Source organism: Burkholderia sp. HI2714, from assembly GCF_002223085.1.
Taxonomy (GTDB): Bacteria; Pseudomonadota; Gammaproteobacteria; order Burkholderiales; family Burkholderiaceae; genus Burkholderia; species Burkholderia lata_D.
This window is the reverse complement of record NZ_NKFM01000051.1, coordinates 65,622-84,610: the sequence shown is the minus strand read 5'-3', so window position 1 is coordinate 84,610 and position 18,989 is coordinate 65,622. Positions and strand designations below refer to the sequence as shown.

The following is an 18,989-nucleotide window of genomic DNA, read 5'->3' as shown; positions in this document are numbered from 1 at the left end:
CGAGTCGCTATCCGGCGGCGGATCAGGCAGAATCGGCTCCCCCAGTTTCTAGCGACGGAGGCTGCATGACCGACCCGAACGAACCACCCGGGCGCCAGGCATACGCGAGCTTCGCGCAACGCTACGCCGACCTCGCGCCGACGAAGGCGCACAACGCGCTCTACGAACGTCCGGCAACGATGGCGCTGCTCGGCGACGTCGACGGCCTGACGGTGCTCGACGCCGGCTGCGGGCCCGGCATCGGCAGCGCACACCTCGCACGCCAGGGCGCGACGGTGCATGCGTTCGACGTCACGCCGGAGATGGTCGCGCTGGCGAGAACGCGCTGCGCGGGCCTCCCGGTCGACATCGTGGAAGGCGATCTGGAGGGGCCGCTCGCCTGGTTAGCCGACGAAGCGTTCGACAAGGTCGTCTGTTCGCTCGCATTCGACTACGTGCGCGACCTTGCGCCGACGCTGCGCGAATTCCGGCGCGTCGCGCGGCCGGGCGCCACGCTCGTGTTTTCGATGGCGCATCCGATGCGCGACTGGATGGACGAACGCACGCGCGGCGAGGGCACCTATTTCGATACGTCCCGCTTCGGCGTTCACTGGTCGGGTTTCGGTGAACCGAAACCCTATGTCGAAGCGTGGCGGCGGCCGCTCGCCGACATCCTGAACGCCGTGGCCGACAGCGGCTGGCGGCTCGACCGGTTCGTCGAGCCGAAGCCGCTACCCGAGATGAAGGCCGCGTCGGAGCGGCTTCATGCGGAGCTGTCGCTGGCCCCGGCCTTCCTCTGCATCCGCGCCCGCCGCTGACCCGACGCGGCGCGGCGGTCATCCTGCACTCAGTGCGGCACCGGCTCGTCGTTCAGCGTGCCGAGGAACGCTTCGATATCCTTGATATCCTGCGCCGTCATCGCGGGCTTGTCGCCCGGCTTGCGATCGAACGGCGCATCGGTCACGTCGACGTTCGCGCGATATTTCGGCGGAATGTCGTCGTACTCGTCGACCTTGCCGTCCGCGCCGCGCGAATAGAATTTCTGCGGCGAGATGCTGCGCTCGTTGTAGAACGCCATCACCTGGTCGAGGGTGTGGAACACGCCGTTGTGGAAGAACACGTGGCGCGTCGCCGCGTTGCGCAGCGTCGGCGTCAGGAACATCGCGCAATACTGCGTCTGGTCCTTCAGGTCGTCGCGGAACGGCCCGCACACGCCGAGATCGTAGAACGCCGGGTTGCGGTTCTGCGCCAGCTCCTTGTTGCGCGGCGCGCCGAGCGCCTCGTACTGGTAATCGGTAAACATCGGCGGCAGCCCGTCCTTGCCGGGTTTCGACAGGTGGCAGCCCGCGCAATTCGCCTTGTCCGGATCGTTGAACAGGCGCAGTCCGCGCAGTTCGGCCTGCGTGAGCCGCGCACGGCCTTCGAGCCAGCGGTCGTACTTGCTGTTGTACGGATGGAACGACGGATCTTCCACCTGGTAGCGCGCGATCGCGAACATCGCCTCCGACACCGCGAGCTGCGGGCTGTCGAACACACGCGCGCCGAACAGTTGCTCGAGCTGCGCGCGGTGCGACGACTGCTTGAGCTTGCGCGCGACGTCGTCGACGCTCGCGTTCGCCATCTCGACCGGATTCAGCAGCGGGCCGAACGCCTGTTGCTGCAGCGTATCGGCGCGGCCGTCCCAGAACATCCCCCCCTGCGGCACGAGTTGCGGCGCGGCCGACGTGCCGGCCACCTTCTGCGCCTTGACGACGCCGGCCGCCGACGCGGCCTGCTGCGCGACGGTCGGCGCGGCGTCGTTTTCACCGGCATCGGGGCCGATGCTGAAGTTCGGCTGGCGATACAGGTACATCAGCGACGGCGGCGGCCGATAGCCCTGCTGCGACATCGCGAGGCCGCCCGGCTGCACGTCGAGCGCGTTCGGCGGACCGTACGCATGATCGGGGCTGTGGCACGACGCGCACGACTGCTTGCCCGACGCGGACAGCGACGGATCGGCGAACAGCGCACGGCCGAGCTGCGCGACCGCCGACAGCGGCTGCGCGGCGGGCCGCTGCAGCACGACCGGATGCGGGTTCGCGCCGGTCCAGTCGGCGACGACGGTGCCGATCGCCGCGGGCACCTGCGCGGGGAAGGCGATCGCGAACGCGCCATAGCCGAGCACGGCGGCGCCGATCACGAACGCCGCGCGGCGCAGCAGGCGGGAAGGCGAGCGCGGCGCGGGGGTGCCGGTCGTGTCGGGGGACGGGAACGCGGGGCGAGCTGTCATGCTGTCGGTCGGAAATCGGGCGCCGCACGAAGCGGCGCGTTAAACGGAAACGGCCGGCGCACGATGCGCCGGCCATGCGGTCACGACGTACCGGTCAGATCGCCGGGGCCGCGCTCAATGCGGTGCCGAGCGTCGGGTCGAGGTACAGCGGCGTCGTGTTCGGCTTCGACGTGAAGTCGAACAGCGCGCGCAGGTCGCCCGCCGTCGCATCGAACGAGCCGCCGCCGATGCGCTGGCCGCCGAGCCAGTTGTCCTCGATGAAGCGCACGACGGACGCCTGGTCGAGCATCGTGTGGTCGACGTAGTTCTGCTTCGCGTACGGCGAGATCACGATCAGCGGGATGCGTACGCCCGGGCCGCAGCGGCCGTTCACGGTCGCGCCGTTCACGCCGGTGGTGCCGCCCGTGCCGCACTTGCCGTTGCCGTTGACCTGGTCGACCGGGTCCGACGACGCGCGCGTCGGCGCGGTGTACACGTGGTCGTACCAGCCGTCCGAGTCGTCATAGGTGACGATCACGGCCGTGTTCTGCCAGTCGGGCTGCTGCTGCAGGAAGTTGACCACCTTCGTCACGAACGCCTGCTCGTCGAGCGGATCCGAATAGCCGGCGTGCGCGTCCTGGGCGGCCGGGGCCTTCAGGTAGCTGACCGACGGGAAGTTGCCGGCCTTCACGGCGGCGAAGAAGTCGTCCGTGTCGTACTGGTGGTTCGCGGGTTCGGCGGTCTTGCCGTCCGTCTGGAGGCTCGAACCGATCGCGGCGACCGAGCTCGGGCGCGTGTGCTGCGGGTTCGCGGTCGACGCGTAGTACTGGAACCAGTTGTGGTGCGGAATGTAGTCGGCCGTCGCGGCGTTCACGGCGGTGGCGACCGTGCTGCGCGCGCAGCCCGTCGTGCCGTTGCCGTTCGTCGTCGACAGGTTGAAGCCGCCCATGAAGCCGCCCCACGTGATCTTCGCGGCGTTCAGCAGGTCGCCGATGTTCTTGCCCGTCATCATCGCCTGGTCGGTCGTGCTCGAGCACACGTCGAAGCCCGGGTCGACGTCGTTGATCATCGTGAAGCCGCCCTGGCCGTCGTTGATGTAGTACGAGCTGGCGGCGAGCGTCGACGGCTGCTTCGACGTCTTGACGATCTGCATCCCGTTGGTCTGGCCCGACACGACGTTCAGCGCGCCCGGTGTCGACGGGCCGTAGACCGTCGTGAACGTGTTGTCGCTCATCGCGAAGCGCTGTGCGTAGTTCCACAGTGCGGTCACGGTGTTGCCGTCGAAGTAGCCCATCACCTGGCCCTTCGTGCCGAACGCGCCGGCGCCGCCGGACGAGCCCTTGCCGGTGTATTTCGGGAACAGGTCGGCGAGGCCGTTGTCCTCGGCCTGCTGCTCGGCCGTGTACGCGTGGTTCTGGTCGGCGGTCGCGGCCTGCGTGCGGTCGAGGCGGAACGGGTTCGCCGCATCGGTGCCGTTGGCCGTGTTCGTGAAGTTCGGGTTCGCGGTGAGCAGCGTGCCCGTCAGGCCGTTGGGCGTCGGCGTGCCGGACTTGGCGGTGAACGCCGGTTCGCCCGACGGGTTCGTCGCGTTCGGGTAGGTGCCGAAGTAGTGGTCGAACGAGATGTTTTCACCGTAGATCACGACGACGTGCTTGATCGGCGTGGCGGTCTGCAGCGCATCCTGCGACGACACGGCAGGCGTCGACGTGGAATCGTCGCTGCCGCCGCAGGCGAACAGCGCCAGCGCCGCGGCTGCGCAGGCGGTGACGAGCAAGGCTTGACGGAACATCGGGAAACTCCAGGTAAGGTCTTCGATGGTGGAGAGCGGCCCCGTCGCCGTGTCGGTTCGGCGCAGAGCTCTTGAGCGAGCACGCGCATTGGAACAGTCGCGTATGAAGATATGGGGACGGAGTGGTTTCGTCGCGGTTGCGCTGCGGTATCGATTTCATTACGGCGGAATGCGATGCGAAAGTGAACGGAAAGGGGCAGACCGCATGCCCCCTTCGCGTCACATTCCGCGGCGCGCGGGCCGGTTGCCGCGGATGCCGCGCGGGGCGGGCGAAGGGACGTCATCGACCGATGGGCGCACGATGCGGTGCGGCGCCCGTTTTTGACAATCGGATGACATATTCCTACGATGAACGCCCTGCGGCGACGATTTCGCGTGGCCGACCGTCAGCGAGTATTCATCGTGCCGATCCCCGTTCTGTTTGCCGTTCTGTGTGCGGCGTTCCTGCACGCGTCATGGAATGCGCTCGTCCGCAGCAGCGGCGACCGGCTCCGGTCGGCTACGGTGCTGCAGATCGCGATCGGGCTGTTCGCGCTGTCGTTCCTGCCGGCCGCGGCGCCGATCTCGGCGGCGAGCTGGGCGTGCGTCGTCGCGTCGGCCGTACTGCACGTCGTCTATACGCTGCTGCTGGTGCGCGCGTACGAGCACGGCGACCTGACCGTCGCGTATCCGGTCGCGCGCGGCACCGCGCCGCTGCTCGTCACGCTCGGCGCGGCGGCGTTCGCGGGCGAGCACCTGAATGCCGGTGCGCAATGCGGGCTCGTGCTGATCTGCGCGGGCATTCTGGCGATCGGCCTGGAGCGCGGGCGCGGCGCGAAGCACCGGATGATGCAGGTGCTGCCGACCGCGTTCGCGACCGGCGTGTCGATCGCGGCCTACAGCGTGGTCGACGGGATCGGCGTGCGGGAAAGCGGCAACACGGTCGGCTATACCGCGTGGATGTTCGTGCTGACGGGCGCGATGATGGCCGCGTACTACCGGCTGCGGGCGGGGCCGCTGCGGCTGACGCAGGACGTCGGCGAAACGGCGAAGGCCGCGTGTGGCGGCGTGTTCGCGGCGCTCGCGTACGGCATCGTGATCTGGGCGATGGATCGCGCGCCGATGGGGCCGGTCTCGGCGCTGCGCGAAACGAGCGTGGTGTTCGCGGCGCTGATCGCGCGCGTGTATCTCGGCGAGCGGCTGACGCCGCGCCGGGCGGCCGGTTGCGGGGTGATCGCGGCGGGGGCGTTGCTGATCAGTGCGTTCGAAGCGGTGAGATAAACGGGCCGGCCTGCCGCGCGGCCCGCCACATCAGGCTTCGACCGGCATCGCGCTCGTGCACTTGATCTCGTCGAGGCACACGCTCGAATGCACGCCGCTCACGCCGGGAATGCGCATCAGCGTCTCGAGCAGGAACCGCGACAAGCCTTTCAGGTCGTGCGCGACGACCTTCAACACGTAGTCGATGTCGCCCGTCACCGAGAAGCATTCCTGGATCTGCGCAAGATCCGACACGAGCTTCTGGAACTTCGACAGGTCGCGGATATGCCCGCGCTCCATCGTCACGTGCACGAAAGCGGTCACACCGAAACCGAGCGTGTCGGGGCACAGCCGGGTTTCGTAGCGGCGGATCGCGCCGATCTCCTCCAGCCGCCGATGGCGGCGCAGCGTCTGCGCGGGCGACAGGCCGACGGCCTTCGCCAGGTCGAGGTTCGACGCGCGGCCGTTCTCCTGCAGGATCGCGAGCAAGTGGCGATCGAGGCGATCCAGAACCGGTTCATGCATTTTTGTTTCCTCATCCGTCTCCTGGATGCAATCTTATCTCATAATATAGGGTTTGCATGAACGGGTTACGAAACCCGATTTCGCCGTCGCGACGCTAAACTGACGCCGGATTTTCGTGTGCGAACGCAGCACTGCGGGCGCGGCGACGGTCGGCGGCCGGTCTGGCGGGCACGCCGACGCGAATCGGGCGCCGCCACGCGAAGATTGCAGTCCCCAACCCGGCGGCTCCACGAACGGCCCCGGCACAGTAAAACAGCGCCCGGCACACCGAGGCGCGCCGCACCCCGCTGCAGGCGGGGGCGGACAAAGTGGAGAAGACATGGTTTCTGGAAACGAGAGCGACGGCCTGAAGCGCGGGCTGAAGAACCGGCACATCCAGCTGATTGCGCTCGGCGGCGCGCTCGGCACGGGGCTGTTCCTCGGCATCGCGCAGACGATCAAGATGGCAGGCCCGTCCGTGCTGCTCGGCTACGCGGTGGCCGGCATCGTCGCGTTCTTCATCATGCGCCAGCTCGGCGAGATGGTCGTCGACGAGCCCGTCGCCGGCTCGTTCAGCTACTTCGCCAACAAGTACGTCGGCCACTTCACCGGCTTCCTGTCGGGCTGGAACTACTGGGTGCTGTACATCCTCGTCAGCATGGCCGAGCTGTCGGCCGTCGGGATCTACGTGCAGTACTGGTGGCCCGGCGTGCCGACCTGGGTGTCGGCGCTGGTCTTCTTCGTCGCGATCAACCTGCTGAACCTGGCCAGCGTGAAGTCGTACGGCGAGACGGAATTCTGGTTCTCGATCATCAAGGTCGCCGCGATCGTCGGGATGATCGGCTTCGGCGGCTGGCTGCTCGCGAGCGGCCATGCGGGGCCGGAGGCGAGTGTCCGGAACCTGTGGCAGCACGGCGGCTTCTTCCCGAACGGCGTGTCGGGGCTCGTGATGTCGATGGCCGCGATCATGTTCTCGTTCGGCGGGCTGGAACTGATCGGCATCACCGCGGCCGAGGCCGACGATCCGAAGCGCAGCATTCCGCGCGCGACCAACCAGGTGATCTACCGCATCCTGATTTTCTACATCGGCGCGCTCGCCGTGCTGCTGTCGCTGTATCCGTGGGAAAAGGTCGTCACCGGCGGCAGCCCGTTCGTGCTGATCTTCCACGCGCTGAGCAGCAACCTGGTGGCCAACGTGCTGAACGTGGTCGTGCTGACGGCGGCGCTGTCGGTCTACAACAGCGGCGTGTACAGCAACAGCCGGATGCTGTTCGGCCTCGCGAAGCAGGGCAACGCGCCGAAGGTGCTGTGCTCGGTGAACAAGCGCGGCATTCCGCTCGCCGCGCTCGGCGCGTCGGCGCTCGCGACCGGCGTGTGCGTGCTGGTCAACTACTTCATGCCGGGCAAGGCGTTCGAGGTGCTGATGGGCCTCGTCGTGTCGGCGCTGATCATCAACTGGGCGATGATCACGCTGATCCACCTGAAGTTCCGCCAGGCCAAGCGTGCAGCCGGGGAGGAGACTTCCTTCCGCAGTCTGGGCTATCCTTTCACGAATTACCTGTGCCTGGCTTTCATGGCCGGCATTCTCGTCGTGATGTACCTGACGCCGGATCTCCGCCTGTCGGTGTACCTGATCCCGGTATGGCTCGCGGTGCTCGCGGTCGGGTATCGCTTCCGTCAGAAGAATGCAGGCTATGCGGTGCACGACGGCGCATCCGCACGCTGACGCAGGCCACCACCCTCATTCTTCCAAACGAGACCGACTCAAGCCATGTTCGAACACATCGACGCGTACCCGGGCGACCCGATCCTGACGCTCAACGAGAACTTTCAGAAAGATCCGCGCGACCAGAAGGTCAACCTGAGCATCGGCATCTACTTCGACGCCGAAGGCCGGATTCCGGTGATGGGCGCCGTACGCGAAGCCGAAACCGCGCTGCAGCGCGACAGCGGCGCGAAGCCGTACCTGCCGATGGTCGGCCTGCCCGCGTATCGCGATGCAGTCCAGGCGCTCGTGTTCGGCGCCGATCACCCGGCCCGCGCGGCCGGTCGCATCGCGACGCTGCAGACGCTCGGCGGCTCCGGCGCACTGAAGGTGGGCGCCGATTTCCTGAAGCGCTACTTCCCGGATTCGCAGGTGTGGCTCAGCGATCCGAGCTGGGAAAACCATCGCTTCATCTTCGAGCGCGCCGGCTTCACGGTGAACTCATACCCGTACTACGACGAAGCGACGGGCGGCCTGAAGTTCGACGCGATGCTCGCGGCGATCGACGCGCTGCCGGCGCGCAGCATCGTGCTGCTGCACGCGTGCTGCCATAACCCGACCGGTGTCGATCTCGACGAAGGCCAGTGGGAGAAGCTGATCGACGTGATCGAGGCGCGCGGGCTGCTGCCGTTCGTCGACATGGCGTACCAGGGCTTCGGCGCGGGCCTCGACGCGGACGCGTTCGCGGTGCGCGAGCTGGCCCGCCGCGGCGTGCCGGCGCTGGTCGCGAATTCGTTCTCGAAGAACTTCTCGCTGTACGGCGAGCGCGTGGGCGGCCTGAGCGTCGTCTGCGAGGATGCCGCCGCGGCCGACCGCGTGCTCGGCCAGCTCGCCGGCGCCGTGCGCTCGAACTACAGCAACCCGCAAACCTACGGCGCGAAGGTCGTCGCAACCGTGCTCGGCACGCCTGCGCTGCGCAAGCAGTGGGAAGAGGAACTGGCGGCGATGTGCCGCCGCATCGCGCGGATGCGCCAGTCGATCCATGACGGCCTGCGCGACCACGTCAGCGGCGAAGCACTCACGCGCTACGTGAAGCAGCGCGGGATGTTCACGTACACGGGCCTGACCGAATCGCAGGTCGACGCGCTGCGCGAAGTGCACGGCGTGTACGTGCTGCGTTCGGGCCGGATGTGCGTCGCGGGCCTGAACGACTCGAACGTCGCCATCGTCGCGGATGCCATCGGCAAGGTGCTGAAGAGCGGCGTCTGAGCGCGGCGCGCCCCGGCGCGCAACGCGGCTGGCCGAACCGGCTGTCTCCGCAAGGGGGCAGCCGGTTTTTTGTTGGGCGGCCGCAATGTGCGCCACCCGGCTGACGCGGGGCAGGCGCGGCGGTACGATCACGGCATCCAACGCCATTCGGAAGGAGCAACATGGGCATCCGGATCATCCAGCTCGGCACGCCGCGCGCGGCCGGCGAGGGCCTGCGGATCGGAACGGTGCGGCGGCCGCCGCGCGGCGTGCCGAAGGCGGAATTCGCGTCGCGCAACTACTATGATGTATGGTTGCCGACGCTGTCGCCGAGCCCGGAACTCGTCGCACAGGCGCAGGCCGCTGAAACCGATGCCGAATGGAACGCGTTCCGCCGTCACTTCCGCGCGGAGATGGCGCATGGCGATGCGCCGAAGGTGCTCGACCTGCTGGCGGCGCTGTCGGCGACCACCGCGTTTTCGATCGGCTGTTATTGCGACGACGAGCGCCATTGCCACCGCAGCGTGCTGCGCGAGCTGCTCGCGGAGCGCGGCGCGGCGATCGAGCCCGACGCCGGCTGAAAGCCGGTTGTAGCGGCATCGTGCAGCCGCGCCGGCACGCAGCCGCGCCGTGATCGTGCGGCGCAGCGAACCGGTTGACGTGGGTCAAGCGTGCGGGCGCGTGCGCCACTATGCTCTTGTCATGGAGCCATCACGACGATGACAGGCGGACAGATGCAGATTACCTTCCCGCCGGAACCACCCGAATATTGCGCACGCGACCTGGTCGTGGCGTTTTCGGCACTGGTCGACGGACGTTGCGTACAGTGCGCGGTCACGGCCGAGGCGCTGGAAGATCATTTCGGCGCGCCGTCGCTGCTCGAACGGGACCTGCTGGCCGCATTCGACGCGCACCGGCCGGCGATCGAGGCGATGGCACGCCGCATGCTCGAGGAAATCGGCGGCCGGCCGGTGCTGCTGCACAGCGGCCACTTCCGGCTCGAAGACTGATACCGCAGGAGGGCGCATGTCACTGCAAGGCAACATTCACGAACGCGACTGGTCCGTCGAAGTCGAGACGCGCCCGTGCGAATCGGGCGAATTCCGCTGCCGCGTGTCGGTCGAGCACGGCACCGGCGCCGCACGTTTTCATCATACGTTCGAGCACAGCCATGCGTATCCGACCGAGCGCGAGGCGATGATCGAAGGGTTGCGGGCCGGCATGACCTGGATCGAGATGAAGACGTCGCAGACCTTCAACGTATGAACGGACCCGCGCCGGCGACGGCGCGGGCAGACTATCGGCCGGGCAGCGATCGCAGAAATCGCGCCGTGCCACGGGCAACACGTGCCGCCGCCTTTCGGTGCGGGCGGCACATGCAAGGCGGTCGACGAGCGGGCGGCCCCGTCAGGAGACACGACATGGGCGTGGGCATGCAGATCGCCTGCCTGGGATTCGCGGGGACCGCCGCGGTCGAAGCCGAAGCTGGCGCGCAGCTGGTGCGGCTCGAACGGTTCCGCACGCTGATCGACGGCTGTCACCTCGCCATTGAAGCGAGCGCTGCCGCCGATGGCGCTCGCGTGTACGACGTACGACTCGACCTCGTGATGCACGACGCGGCGCGCTGGCCGCTGCCGCCGTGCGTCGGCGGCAACCTGGACGACGCGCTGCGCCGCGCGTTCATGCAGGCCGAACAGGCACTGATCGCGTGCCAGGCAAGCGGTGCAAGGGTGGGGCTGCGCAACGCGGCGGCCGGTGGCGCGGTGCGATGATGCATCGCGCGCGGCGCCGCCGGGCCTGGTCCGGGCCCGTCAGACCCGTGCGAGCGCTTGCGAGTCGATGATGCGCACGCGCTTGCCGCGCGTTTCGACCAGCGCTTCGCGATGGAACCGCGAGAACATCCGGCTCACGGTTTCGAGCTTCATCCCGAGATAGCAGCCGATTTCCTCGCGCGTCATCCGCAGGTTGAATTCCGTCGCCGAATAGCCGCGCGCCTCGAAGCGCGACGACAGGTTCAGCAGGAAATGCGCGACGCGTTGCTCGGCCGACATCGTGCCGAGCAGCAGCATCTGGCTCGATTCGCGGACGATCTCGCTGCTGAGCATCTGGTAGAGGAAGTGTTGCATCGGCTTGATCTCGCGGCACGCCGCTTCGAGCGCACCGAACGGGATGATGCACACGACGCTGTCCTCGAGCGCGATCGCATCGCAGCAATGCCGGCCGCCGCCGATGCCGTCCATCCCGAGCGTTTCACCGGCAATCTGGAAGCCCGTCACGTGCTCGCGGCCGTCGCGATGCATCATCACCGTCTTGAACGAACCCGCGCGCACCGCATAGATGCTCTGGAACGGATCGTCGATGCGGAACAGTGCGTCGCCCTGGCGCACCTGCCGGGTCGTGCAGATGATCGAGTCGAGGCGGCCGTATTCGGCCGCGGTCAGGTGCGGCGGCAGGCACATCGTGCGCATCGCGCACACCGAGCAGCGCGCGGCGGGGTGTTTGGCGGCGTCGGCGCGCGTGACCGCGCGAAGCGGAATCGTCGGCCGAGGCGCGATGGATACGTCGGCGGCGCAGGGGGTGGCTGTGGACATGAGTCACTCCGGCTCGTCAGGGGCGGTGCACGCGAGCGTGCACCAGGGATTCAATGACTTGGCATGCGGCGTCGAATTCGACGGTCTTGTCGAAGAAGTAGTCGGCTCCGGCCAACGCGCATGCCTCTCTGAATGCCGGCGCCGAGTGATTCGTCAGCACGATCGTGACGATGCGCGGCGCGGCCTTCGACAGCGTCCCGATCAGGTCGAGGCCGCTGCCGTCCGCCAGCCGCAGGTCGACGATCACCACGTCCGCCTGGCTGCTGCGGATCTGCGTCCACGCGTCCTGGCCGTCTTCCGCTTCGCCGACGACGGCGACACCGCGGATCGCGCCGACGAGCAGCGCGATCCGCTGCCGGACGGCGACGGCGTGATCGACGAGAAACACCCGGAGCGCGGCGGGTAACGGGCTGGCATTCATGCCGGCAGTATCGTGTTGCGCCGCCGAAAATGAAATCGGCCGAATTGGAAGTTGATGTAGGCCGCTGCGACGCGTTGTAGGGCGATTCCTACAACGCGTACGGGAAATCGCCGGAGCGGCCCCGGGGTGGCGGTGCCGCGAGCGCGGCTGGAGGAGGTCGTTGCAGGGTCAGCCGGCCTGGCGCGCAGCCAGCGCATCGCGCGCCGTGCGGCACGCGGCGAGATCCCACGCCGCACAGCCGACGCTCTTGAACAGCAGCGGCCCGTTGCGGTCGAATGCGCCGCCCAGCACGTCGGCGAGCGACGCGACGTGCTGCCAGTCGACCTGCGCGACGATCAGGTCGCCGGCTTCGTGGCGCGCGCCGGCCGGATCGTCGACGACCAGCCGGCTGGCGCGCACCGTGTTCGCGTCGATCTCGGCCGCGTCCGCGGTGAACGCGCCGACGCCGACCACGAGCCGGCCTTCGCGCGCGGCTTCGCGATAGACGGGCGTGCGGCTCGTCGTCAGCGTGACGACCACGTCGATCGCATCGGGAATCGCGTCGCCGTCGAGCGGCACGAGGCGCGGCGCCTGCGCGCGGTGCGCGGCACAGAATGCCGCTGCGCTGTCGGCGCGCGTGCCGCGCACGTGGAGGCGCGCTTCGGGAAAGATCGCGGCGAGCGCTTCCGCGTGATTGGCCGCCTGTTTCCCGGTGCCGATCAGCAGGATGTCGCGCGGCGCGGCGCCATGCAGCGCCTGGATGCCGAGCGCGGTGATGGCCGCCGTGCGGCGCCCGGTGACCGTCGGGCCGTCGAGCGCGAAGCGCATCTCGCCGGTGGTCGCGTCGTAGGCGGTGACCTGGCCGAGGATCGTCGGCAGCCCGCGTGCGCCGTTGCCCGGGCACACGTTCACGAGCTTGTGGGTCGCGAGGTCGCGCGCGCTCGACGGCATCGACAGCATCACGCCGCCCGCCTGCAGCGGCACGACCAGGCGTTCGGGGCTGACGATCTCGCCCGCCGCATAGTCGGTGACGGCCTGCCTGAGCGTGGCGAGCAGCGCCGGATAGTCGAGCAGCGCGGCCGTGTCGGCCGCATCGAAAACGGGAATCGGGGAAAGAGCGGTCATCGTGTACGTCGTATGCGTCGGTGAGCGTGGACGACGGGCGCATGCCGCGCCCGCCACAGGGCTGCCGGATACCGTGACACAGGGCAGTGTGGATCGAATCTATACCACTTGCTGGCCCACCCGCAACCCAGAAAATAAAGCGCCTCGCCGGTTTTGGTTCTAATATCTGTCCAGAAGGGGCGCCATGGCCTCGATGACGGCGCGCTCCGGTATAGTGCGAACCCATTCCAGATTCACGCCCGCGACCGGGCAGGAGCCATACGATGATGTCCGCGCGTCCCGACACACTCGAAGGCGGTTTCAGGCCGCTGCAGATCTACGAGCAGGTGGCCGAGAAGATCCGCGACGAAATTCGCGCGGGGCGCTATGCCGCCGAGTCGCGGCTGCCGTCCGAGCGCGAGCTCGCGGGGCTGTTCCAGGTCGGCCGGCCGGCCGTGCGCGAGGCGCTCGGCGCACTGCAGAACGAAGGGCTCGTGTTCACGAAGCGCAATTCGGGCACCTACGTCGTCGCGTCGCCGCTCGACGTGCTCGCGCAGCGCGGCGACATGCACCGGGCGTCCGAACCCGATTTCAGCCCGACGTCGACGCTCGACGCGCGGCTGATCCTGGAGCCCGCGATCGCGCGCCTCGCGGCCGCGCACGGCCGCGCCGACCCGGGCGCCGAACGCTATCTGGCCCAGATGGAAACCATTACCGACGTCGACGATCCGCATCAGCGCGCGCTGTGGAACGAGAGCGACCGGCTGTTCCACCGGCAACTCGCGCTGATGACCGGCGACGCGCTGATCGTGAAGATCGCGGACGAAGTCGCGAAGACGATGGATCAGCCGCTGTGGAAACGGCTGAAGGACGACGGCATCTACGACGCGGGCCGGATCCGGCTCTACGTGTCCGAACACCGGCTGATCTACGAGGCGATCGTGTCCGGCGACGCCGATGCGGCGGCGTTCTATGTGGAGCAGCACATCCTCCGCGTGCGGCGCGACATCGCACCGAAGTGACCGCGTTGGGTTCGTTCTGGTCTGAAAAATGACCAGAATCGACATTTTTATTTTGAAATTGCTTGCATGGTGACCACGCGTATCCTACATTGGTTTCACACAAAACCAATCAGGAGACATCATGCGACACCTCGTTACCGCGCTCTCGGTGGCCATCGCCGCCGGCGCGCTGACTTCCGCGCATGCGCAGGAAGTCGTCATGATCGGCCATTCGGCGCCGCTGACCGGCCCGCAGGCCGCGAACGGCAAGGACAATGAAAACGGCGCGCGCCTGGCCGTCGACGAACTCAACAAGGCCGGCATCAAGGTCGCCGGCAAGACCGTCACCTTCAAACTGGTCTCCGACGACGACCAGGCCGACCCGAAGGCCGGCGTGCAGGTTGCACAGAACCTCGTCGACAAGGGCGTGGTCGCGGTGCTCGGGCCGTACAACTCGGGCGTCGCCATTCCCGCCTCGCGCGTGTACTCGACTGCCGGCGTGCCGATGCTGCCGGTGGCGTCGAACCCGGCACTGACGAAGCAGGGCTTCAAGAACATCTTCCGGATCGGCGCGAGCGACGAACAGCTCGGCGGCACGATGGCCACCTTCGCCGCGAAGACCCTGAACGCGAAGACCGCCGCCGTGATCGACGATCGCACCGCGTACGGGCAGGGCGTGGCCGAGCAGTTCATGAACGTCGCGAAGGCGAACGGGATCAAGATCGTCGACCAGGAGTTCACGAGTTCCTCGGCCACCGATTTCCTCGGCATTCTCACCAAGATCAAGGCCAGCAACCCCGACGTGATCTTCTTCGGCGGCTATGCGGCACAGGGCGCGCCGATGGCCAAGCAGATGAAGCAGCGCGGCGTGCGCGCGAAACTGCTCGGCGGCGACGGCATCTGCTCGGCCGACATGGGCAAGGTCGCGGGCGACGCGGCGTCGATCGTCTACTGCGCGCAGGGCGGCGTCGCGCTCGAGAAGACGGCGGCCGGGCGCGAATTCCTGAAGAAGTACCACGACGCGTATCACACCGATACGCAGGTCTACGGCGTGAACTACTACGACGGGATGAAGCTGCTCGCCGACGCGATGGTCAAGGCCGGCACGACCACCGACAAGGCGAAGCTGATCGCGCAGCTCGCGAAGTCGAACTACGCGGGCGTCGCGGGCACCTATTCGTTCGACGCGAACGGCGACCTGAAGGGCGCGCCGACCACCGTCTACGTGATCCGCAACGGCCTGCCGGAACCGTACGCGAAGTAACGGCCAGCCTGCCATCGGACGGCGGCGCGGCCGCCGTTCTTCGTTTCAACGCTTTCGATTCCCCATGAAAATTTCCCGATCCCTTTCCACCGTCGAAGTCCACACCGGCGGCGAAGCGTTCCGCATCGTCACGAGCGGGCTGCCGCGCGCGCCCGGCGACACGATCGTCCAGCGTCGCGCGTGGCTCAAGGAGAACGCCGACGAGATCCGCCGCGCGCTGATGTTCGAACCGCGCGGCCACGCCGACATGTACGGCGGCTACCTGACCGAGCCCGTGTCGCCGAACGCGGATTTCGGCGTGATCTTCGTGCACAACGAGGGCTACAGCGATCATTGCGGGCACGGCGTGATCGCGCTGTCGACCGCGGCGGTCGAGCTCGGCTGGGTGCAGCGCACGGTGCCGGAAACGCGGGTCGGCATCGACGCGCCGTGCGGTTTCATCGAGGCGTTCGTCAAGTGGGACGGCGAGCATGCGGGGCCCGTGCGCTTCGTCAACGTGCCGTCGTTCATCTGGCAGCGCGACGTGTCGGTGGAGACGCCGTCGTTCGGCACCGTGACCGGCGACATCGCGTACGGCGGTGCGTTCTATTTCTACGTCGACGGTGCGCCGTTCGACCTGCCGGTGCGCGAAGCGGCGGTGGAGAAACTGATCCGCTTCGGCGCGGAAGTGAAGGCCGCCGCGAACGCGAAATACCCGGTCGTGCATCCGGAGATCCCGGAAATCAACCACATCTACGGCACGATCATCGCGAATGCGCCGCGCCACCCGGGCTCGACGCAGGCGAACTGCTGCGTGTTCGCGGATCGCGAGGTCGACCGGTCGCCGACGGGCTCCGGCACCGGCGGCCGGGTTGCGCAGCTCTACCAGCGCGGGCGGCTCGCGGCCGGCGATACGCTCGTCAACGAATCGATCGTCGGCACGGTCTTCAAGGGGCGCGTGCTGCGTGAAACGACGGTCGGCGACATCCCGGCCGTGATTCCGGAAGTGGAGGGCAGCGCCCATATCTGCGGGTTCGCGAACTGGATCGTCGACGAGCGCGATCCGCTGACCTACGGTTTTCTCGTGCGCTGAGCGGCCGCGCCGATCATTCACCGTCGCACGGCTTCCCGGTTGTAGTACCAGGTTTGGCGCGTCGTTCCCGTTGCGGGGCACGCGCCTTTTTTGCGTGTGGACCGCCCGCACAGCCGCCCCCTGTGTGTTGCCGCCACGCCATCGCAGTCCGGCATCCCGCGCGAGTTTGGTACGATGCAGCCTTTTCAGCCGAGCTCCACCCGCGTGAATCGCCGAAACGTGTCGTCAGTGCGTGCCTTCTGTGCCAGATGGGTCGCGCGCGCCCAACCCGTCGCGGCTGCCGCCGTCGCGCGGGTCAAGCCTCTCGCCGCCACCGCGTGGCACCATGTCCGCCACCCGACGCGCCGCGGCGTACTGCTCGCCGGTGCCGCCGTGCCGGCGCTGTTCGTGGTGTACGTGGTCGTGCTCATCCCGTTCACGCCGGGCATCGGCGACATCCGCAAGGCACGCGTCGACCAGCCCGCGCAGGTGCTGTCCGCCGACGGCAAGCTGCTGGCCGAATTCAAGCCGTCGAACCGCGAGTGGGTGTCGCTCAAGCAGATCTCTCCGCACATGGTCGACGCACTGATCGCGACCGAGGATCACCGTTTCTACGAGCATCACGGCCTGGACTGGAAGCGCACGGCGTCGGCCGCGCTCCACACGTTCTCGGGCAGCCGCCAGGGCGGCTCGACGATCACGCAGCAACTCGCGCGCAACCTGTATCCGGACGAGATCGGCCGTGCGCCGACGCTCACGCGCAAGGTGAAGGAGGCGATCACCGCGCTGAAGATCGAGGCGGTCTACAGCAAGGACCAGATCCTCGAAACCTACCTGAACACGGTGCCGTTCCTGTACAACGCGTACGGCGTCGAGATGGCCGCGCGTACCTATTTCGACAAGTCGGCCGACGAGCTGGACGTGCTCGACAGCGCGACGCTGGTCGGGATGCTGAAGGGCAACAGTTACTACAACCCGGTGCTGAACCCGGAGCGCGCGCTGCAGCGGCGCAACACGGTGCTCGGCCAGATGGTGAAGTACGGCAAGCTGTCGCCCGCGCAGTTCGCGCAGCTGCAGCGCCGGCCGTTGCGGATCGACTTCGAGCGCCAGAAGGAGCCGCCGGGGCCGGCGCCGCACTTCGCGCAGCAGCTGCGCAAATGGCTGATCGCGTGGGCCGACCGCAACGACTACAACATCTACTCGGACGGGCTGATCGTGCGCACGACGATCGACTCGCGGCTGCAGCAGATGGCGACGCAGGCGCTCACGCTGCAGGGCAACCAGCTGCAGGGCATCGCGAACAACGCGTGGAGCGGCCGCGACGGCTGCGGCACCGACAACGAGGTGTTCCGCACCTTCATGCGCGAGTCGCCCGAGTACAAGGCCGCGCAGGACGCCGGCAAGGACGACGCGGCCGCGATGAAGCTGCTCGCGGCCGACCGCGGCTTCCTGCGCGCGCTGTGCAAGGCGAAGACCGACGTGCAGGCCGGCTTCCTCGCGATCGATCCGCGCGACGGGCAGATCCGCGCGTGGGTCGGCAGCCGCGACTTCACCAACGAACCGTTCGACCACGTCGCGCAGGCACGGCGCCAGCCGGGCTCGACGTTCAAGCCGTTCGTCTATGGCGTCGCGTTCGCGAACGGGATGAAGCCGGACGACACGTTCATCGACCAGCCGGTCGAGATCCCGCTGAAGGGCGGCGAGATCTGGCGGCCGAACGACGACGTGCCGCCGACCGGCAAACCGATGACGCTGCGCGACGCGGTCGCGCTGTCGCGCAACCGGATCACCGCGCAGGTGATGGAGAAAGTCGGGCCGGCTGCCGTGGCCAGGCTCGCACGCGACATGGGCGTGCGCGAAAGCCCGCTCGAACGCGTGCCGTCGCTGGCGCTCGGCACGAGCCCGGTCACGCTGAAGGAGATGGTTGCGTCGTACGCGACGATCGCGAACGGCGGGCTGTATGTCGAGCCGCAGATGGTGACGCGCATCGAGAACCGCCAGGGTGACGTGCTCGCCGAATACGCGCCGGCGCCGCCCGAGCGCGCGCTCGACGCCGAAACCGACAAGACGCTGCTCAGCGTGATGCGCGACGTCGTGACGCGCGGCACGGGCGGCAGCATTCGCACGCGTTTCGGGATCCGCGGCGACGTGGCCGGCAAGACGGGCACGACGCAGGACAACGCGGACGGCTGGTTCATCCTGATGCAGCCCGGCCTCGTGGCCGGTGCGTGGGTCGGTTTCGACGACGGCCGCGTGACGCTGCGCAGCGACTACTGGGGGCAGGGCGCGCACAGTGCGCTGCCGATCGTCGGCGATTTCTTCCAGCGTGCGCAGCGCGCCCGGATCGTCGATACGAAGGCGAAATTCGACACCGAGCCGTCGCCGGGCTGGTTCGCGTCGCTGCGCGAACGCGCGACGGACCTGTTCGATACGTGGTTCCCGCCCGAGGCGAAGAAGGCGCCCGCACCGGTCAGGACGCAGCGGGTGGAGCCGGCGCCCGAGGCTGGTACCGACGAGGCGTCGGCCGCATCGGCTGCGTCGGCGCCCGAAGCGGCATCGGGGGGCATCGTCGAGGAATGGGTGCCGGCGTCCGAAGTGGCCGCGTCGGCCGCCGCGCTGTCGGCAGGCGCATCGCAGCCGCAACCCGCGCAGCCGCCCGCGCAGCCGCCCGCGGGGGCGAGCGCGGCGGGCGGAGGCAGCGCGGGCCCCGGCGCCGCACCGGCTGCCGCTCCTTCGGCCCCACCGTCCCAGGCGCCGGTACCGGCCGCGCCCGACGCGACCGGCGCATCGCAGTAACGGCGCCGTTCAGAACTCGCGCGATGCTGCCGTAATCATGTTGTCATGACAGCTCGCGCGGGCGTTCCGC

General features: G+C 68.1%; 18 protein-coding genes. 12 read left to right on the top strand and 6 right to left on the bottom strand.

Annotated features, from left to right (window positions below):
* The first annotated feature begins 65 nt into the window (after window positions 1–65).
* Window positions 66–797 (top strand): class I SAM-dependent methyltransferase, encoded by a 732-nt coding sequence (locus CFB82_RS25935; RefSeq protein ID WP_089485845.1) that lies wholly within the window; start codon window positions 66–68, stop codon window positions 795–797.
* 29 nt (window positions 798–826) lie between these two features.
* Here the strand turns inward: CFB82_RS25935 and CFB82_RS25930 are convergent, their stop codons facing one another.
* Together CFB82_RS25930 and CFB82_RS25925 are read right to left on the bottom strand one after the other, a co-directional pair.
* Entirely contained in the window at window positions 827–2,248 is a 1,422-nt protein-coding gene (locus tag CFB82_RS25930; RefSeq protein WP_089485844.1) for a cytochrome-c peroxidase, read from the bottom strand.
* Window positions 2,249–2,342: 94 nt separating this feature from the next.
* Window positions 2,343–4,016, bottom strand: coding sequence for a phospholipase C (locus tag CFB82_RS25925; protein ID WP_089485843.1), 1,674 nt, complete (start codon window positions 4,014–4,016; stop codon window positions 2,343–2,345).
* 348 nt (window positions 4,017–4,364) lie between these two features.
* Here CFB82_RS25925 and CFB82_RS25920 point away from each other — a divergent pair, with 348 nt between their 5' ends.
* Window positions 4,365–5,276, top strand: coding sequence for an EamA family transporter (locus CFB82_RS25920; RefSeq protein ID WP_089485842.1), 912 nt, complete (start codon window positions 4,365–4,367; stop codon window positions 5,274–5,276).
* A gap of 30 nt (window positions 5,277–5,306) precedes the next feature.
* On the opposite strand, the gene CFB82_RS25915 is transcribed toward CFB82_RS25920, so the two are convergent.
* On the bottom strand, window positions 5,307–5,780 hold the full coding sequence (locus CFB82_RS25915) for an Lrp/AsnC family transcriptional regulator (RefSeq protein WP_039367332.1): 474 nt from the start codon (window positions 5,778–5,780) through the stop codon (window positions 5,307–5,309).
* Window positions 5,781–6,099: 319 nt separating this feature from the next.
* Here CFB82_RS25915 and CFB82_RS25910 point away from each other — a divergent pair, with 319 nt between their 5' ends.
* The 6 genes from CFB82_RS25910 (at window position 6,100) to CFB82_RS25885 (ending at window position 10,484) form a co-directional block, all read left to right on the top strand.
* On the top strand, window positions 6,100–7,485 hold the full coding sequence (locus CFB82_RS25910) for an amino acid permease (RefSeq protein ID WP_069251526.1): 1,386 nt from the start codon (window positions 6,100–6,102) through the stop codon (window positions 7,483–7,485).
* Window positions 7,486–7,530: 45 nt separating this feature from the next.
* On the top strand, window positions 7,531–8,733 hold the full coding sequence (locus CFB82_RS25905) for an amino acid aminotransferase (protein ID WP_089447608.1): 1,203 nt from the start codon (window positions 7,531–7,533) through the stop codon (window positions 8,731–8,733).
* Between the two features lie 161 nt (window positions 8,734–8,894).
* Window positions 8,895–9,293, top strand: coding sequence for a DUF488 domain-containing protein (locus CFB82_RS25900; protein ID WP_011355271.1), 399 nt, complete (start codon window positions 8,895–8,897; stop codon window positions 9,291–9,293).
* Between the two features lie 138 nt (window positions 9,294–9,431).
* Window positions 9,432–9,722, top strand: a complete 291-nt coding sequence (locus CFB82_RS25895) for a DUF1488 domain-containing protein (protein WP_069251528.1) — start codon at window positions 9,432–9,434, stop codon at window positions 9,720–9,722.
* 16 nt (window positions 9,723–9,738) lie between these two features.
* Complete coding sequence (locus CFB82_RS25890) at window positions 9,739–9,978, top strand: UDP-glucose 4-epimerase (protein WP_069251529.1); 240 nt, start codon at window positions 9,739–9,741, stop codon at window positions 9,976–9,978.
* 155 nt (window positions 9,979–10,133) lie between these two features.
* Window positions 10,134–10,484 carry a metal ABC transporter ATPase gene (locus tag CFB82_RS25885; RefSeq protein ID WP_089485841.1) on the top strand — a complete coding sequence of 117 codons (351 nt, stop codon included), beginning with the start codon at window positions 10,134–10,136 and terminating at the stop codon, window positions 10,482–10,484.
* 39 nt (window positions 10,485–10,523) lie between these two features.
* Here CFB82_RS25885 and CFB82_RS25880 read toward each other — a convergent pair whose 3' ends face one another.
* The 3 genes from CFB82_RS25880 to lhpI all read right to left on the bottom strand — a co-directional run bounded on the left by CFB82_RS25880 (window position 10,524) and on the right by lhpI (window position 12,828).
* On the bottom strand, window positions 10,524–11,303 hold the full coding sequence (locus CFB82_RS25880; RefSeq protein ID WP_069251531.1) for a helix-turn-helix domain-containing protein: 780 nt from the start codon (window positions 11,301–11,303) through the stop codon (window positions 10,524–10,526).
* 16 nt (window positions 11,304–11,319) lie between these two features.
* Window positions 11,320–11,724 (bottom strand): response regulator transcription factor, encoded by a 405-nt coding sequence (locus CFB82_RS25875; RefSeq protein WP_069251532.1) that lies wholly within the window; start codon window positions 11,722–11,724, stop codon window positions 11,320–11,322.
* 168 nt (window positions 11,725–11,892) lie between these two features.
* Window positions 11,893–12,828 carry a bifunctional Delta(1)-pyrroline-2-carboxylate/Delta(1)-piperideine-2-carboxylate reductase gene (gene lhpI, locus CFB82_RS25870; protein WP_089485840.1) on the bottom strand — a complete coding sequence of 312 codons (936 nt, stop codon included), beginning with the start codon at window positions 12,826–12,828 and terminating at the stop codon, window positions 11,893–11,895.
* 263 nt (window positions 12,829–13,091) lie between these two features.
* Here lhpI and CFB82_RS25865 point away from each other — a divergent pair, with 263 nt between their 5' ends.
* The 4 genes from CFB82_RS25865 (at window position 13,092) to CFB82_RS25850 (ending at window position 18,919) form a co-directional block, all read left to right on the top strand.
* Window positions 13,092–13,829, top strand: a complete 738-nt coding sequence (locus CFB82_RS25865) for a FadR/GntR family transcriptional regulator (protein ID WP_089485839.1) — start codon at window positions 13,092–13,094, stop codon at window positions 13,827–13,829.
* Between the two features lie 121 nt (window positions 13,830–13,950).
* On the top strand, window positions 13,951–15,072 hold the full coding sequence (locus CFB82_RS25860) for a branched-chain amino acid ABC transporter substrate-binding protein (protein WP_069251535.1): 1,122 nt from the start codon (window positions 13,951–13,953) through the stop codon (window positions 15,070–15,072).
* Between the two features lie 64 nt (window positions 15,073–15,136).
* Complete coding sequence (gene lhpH, locus CFB82_RS25855) at window positions 15,137–16,144, top strand: trans-3-hydroxy-L-proline dehydratase (protein WP_089447614.1); 1,008 nt, start codon at window positions 15,137–15,139, stop codon at window positions 16,142–16,144.
* Between the two features lie 174 nt (window positions 16,145–16,318).
* Window positions 16,319–18,919 carry a penicillin-binding protein 1A gene (locus CFB82_RS25850; protein ID WP_089485838.1) on the top strand — a complete coding sequence of 867 codons (2,601 nt, stop codon included), beginning with the start codon at window positions 16,319–16,321 and terminating at the stop codon, window positions 18,917–18,919.
* The last annotated feature ends 70 nt before the right edge of the window (window positions 18,920–18,989 follow it).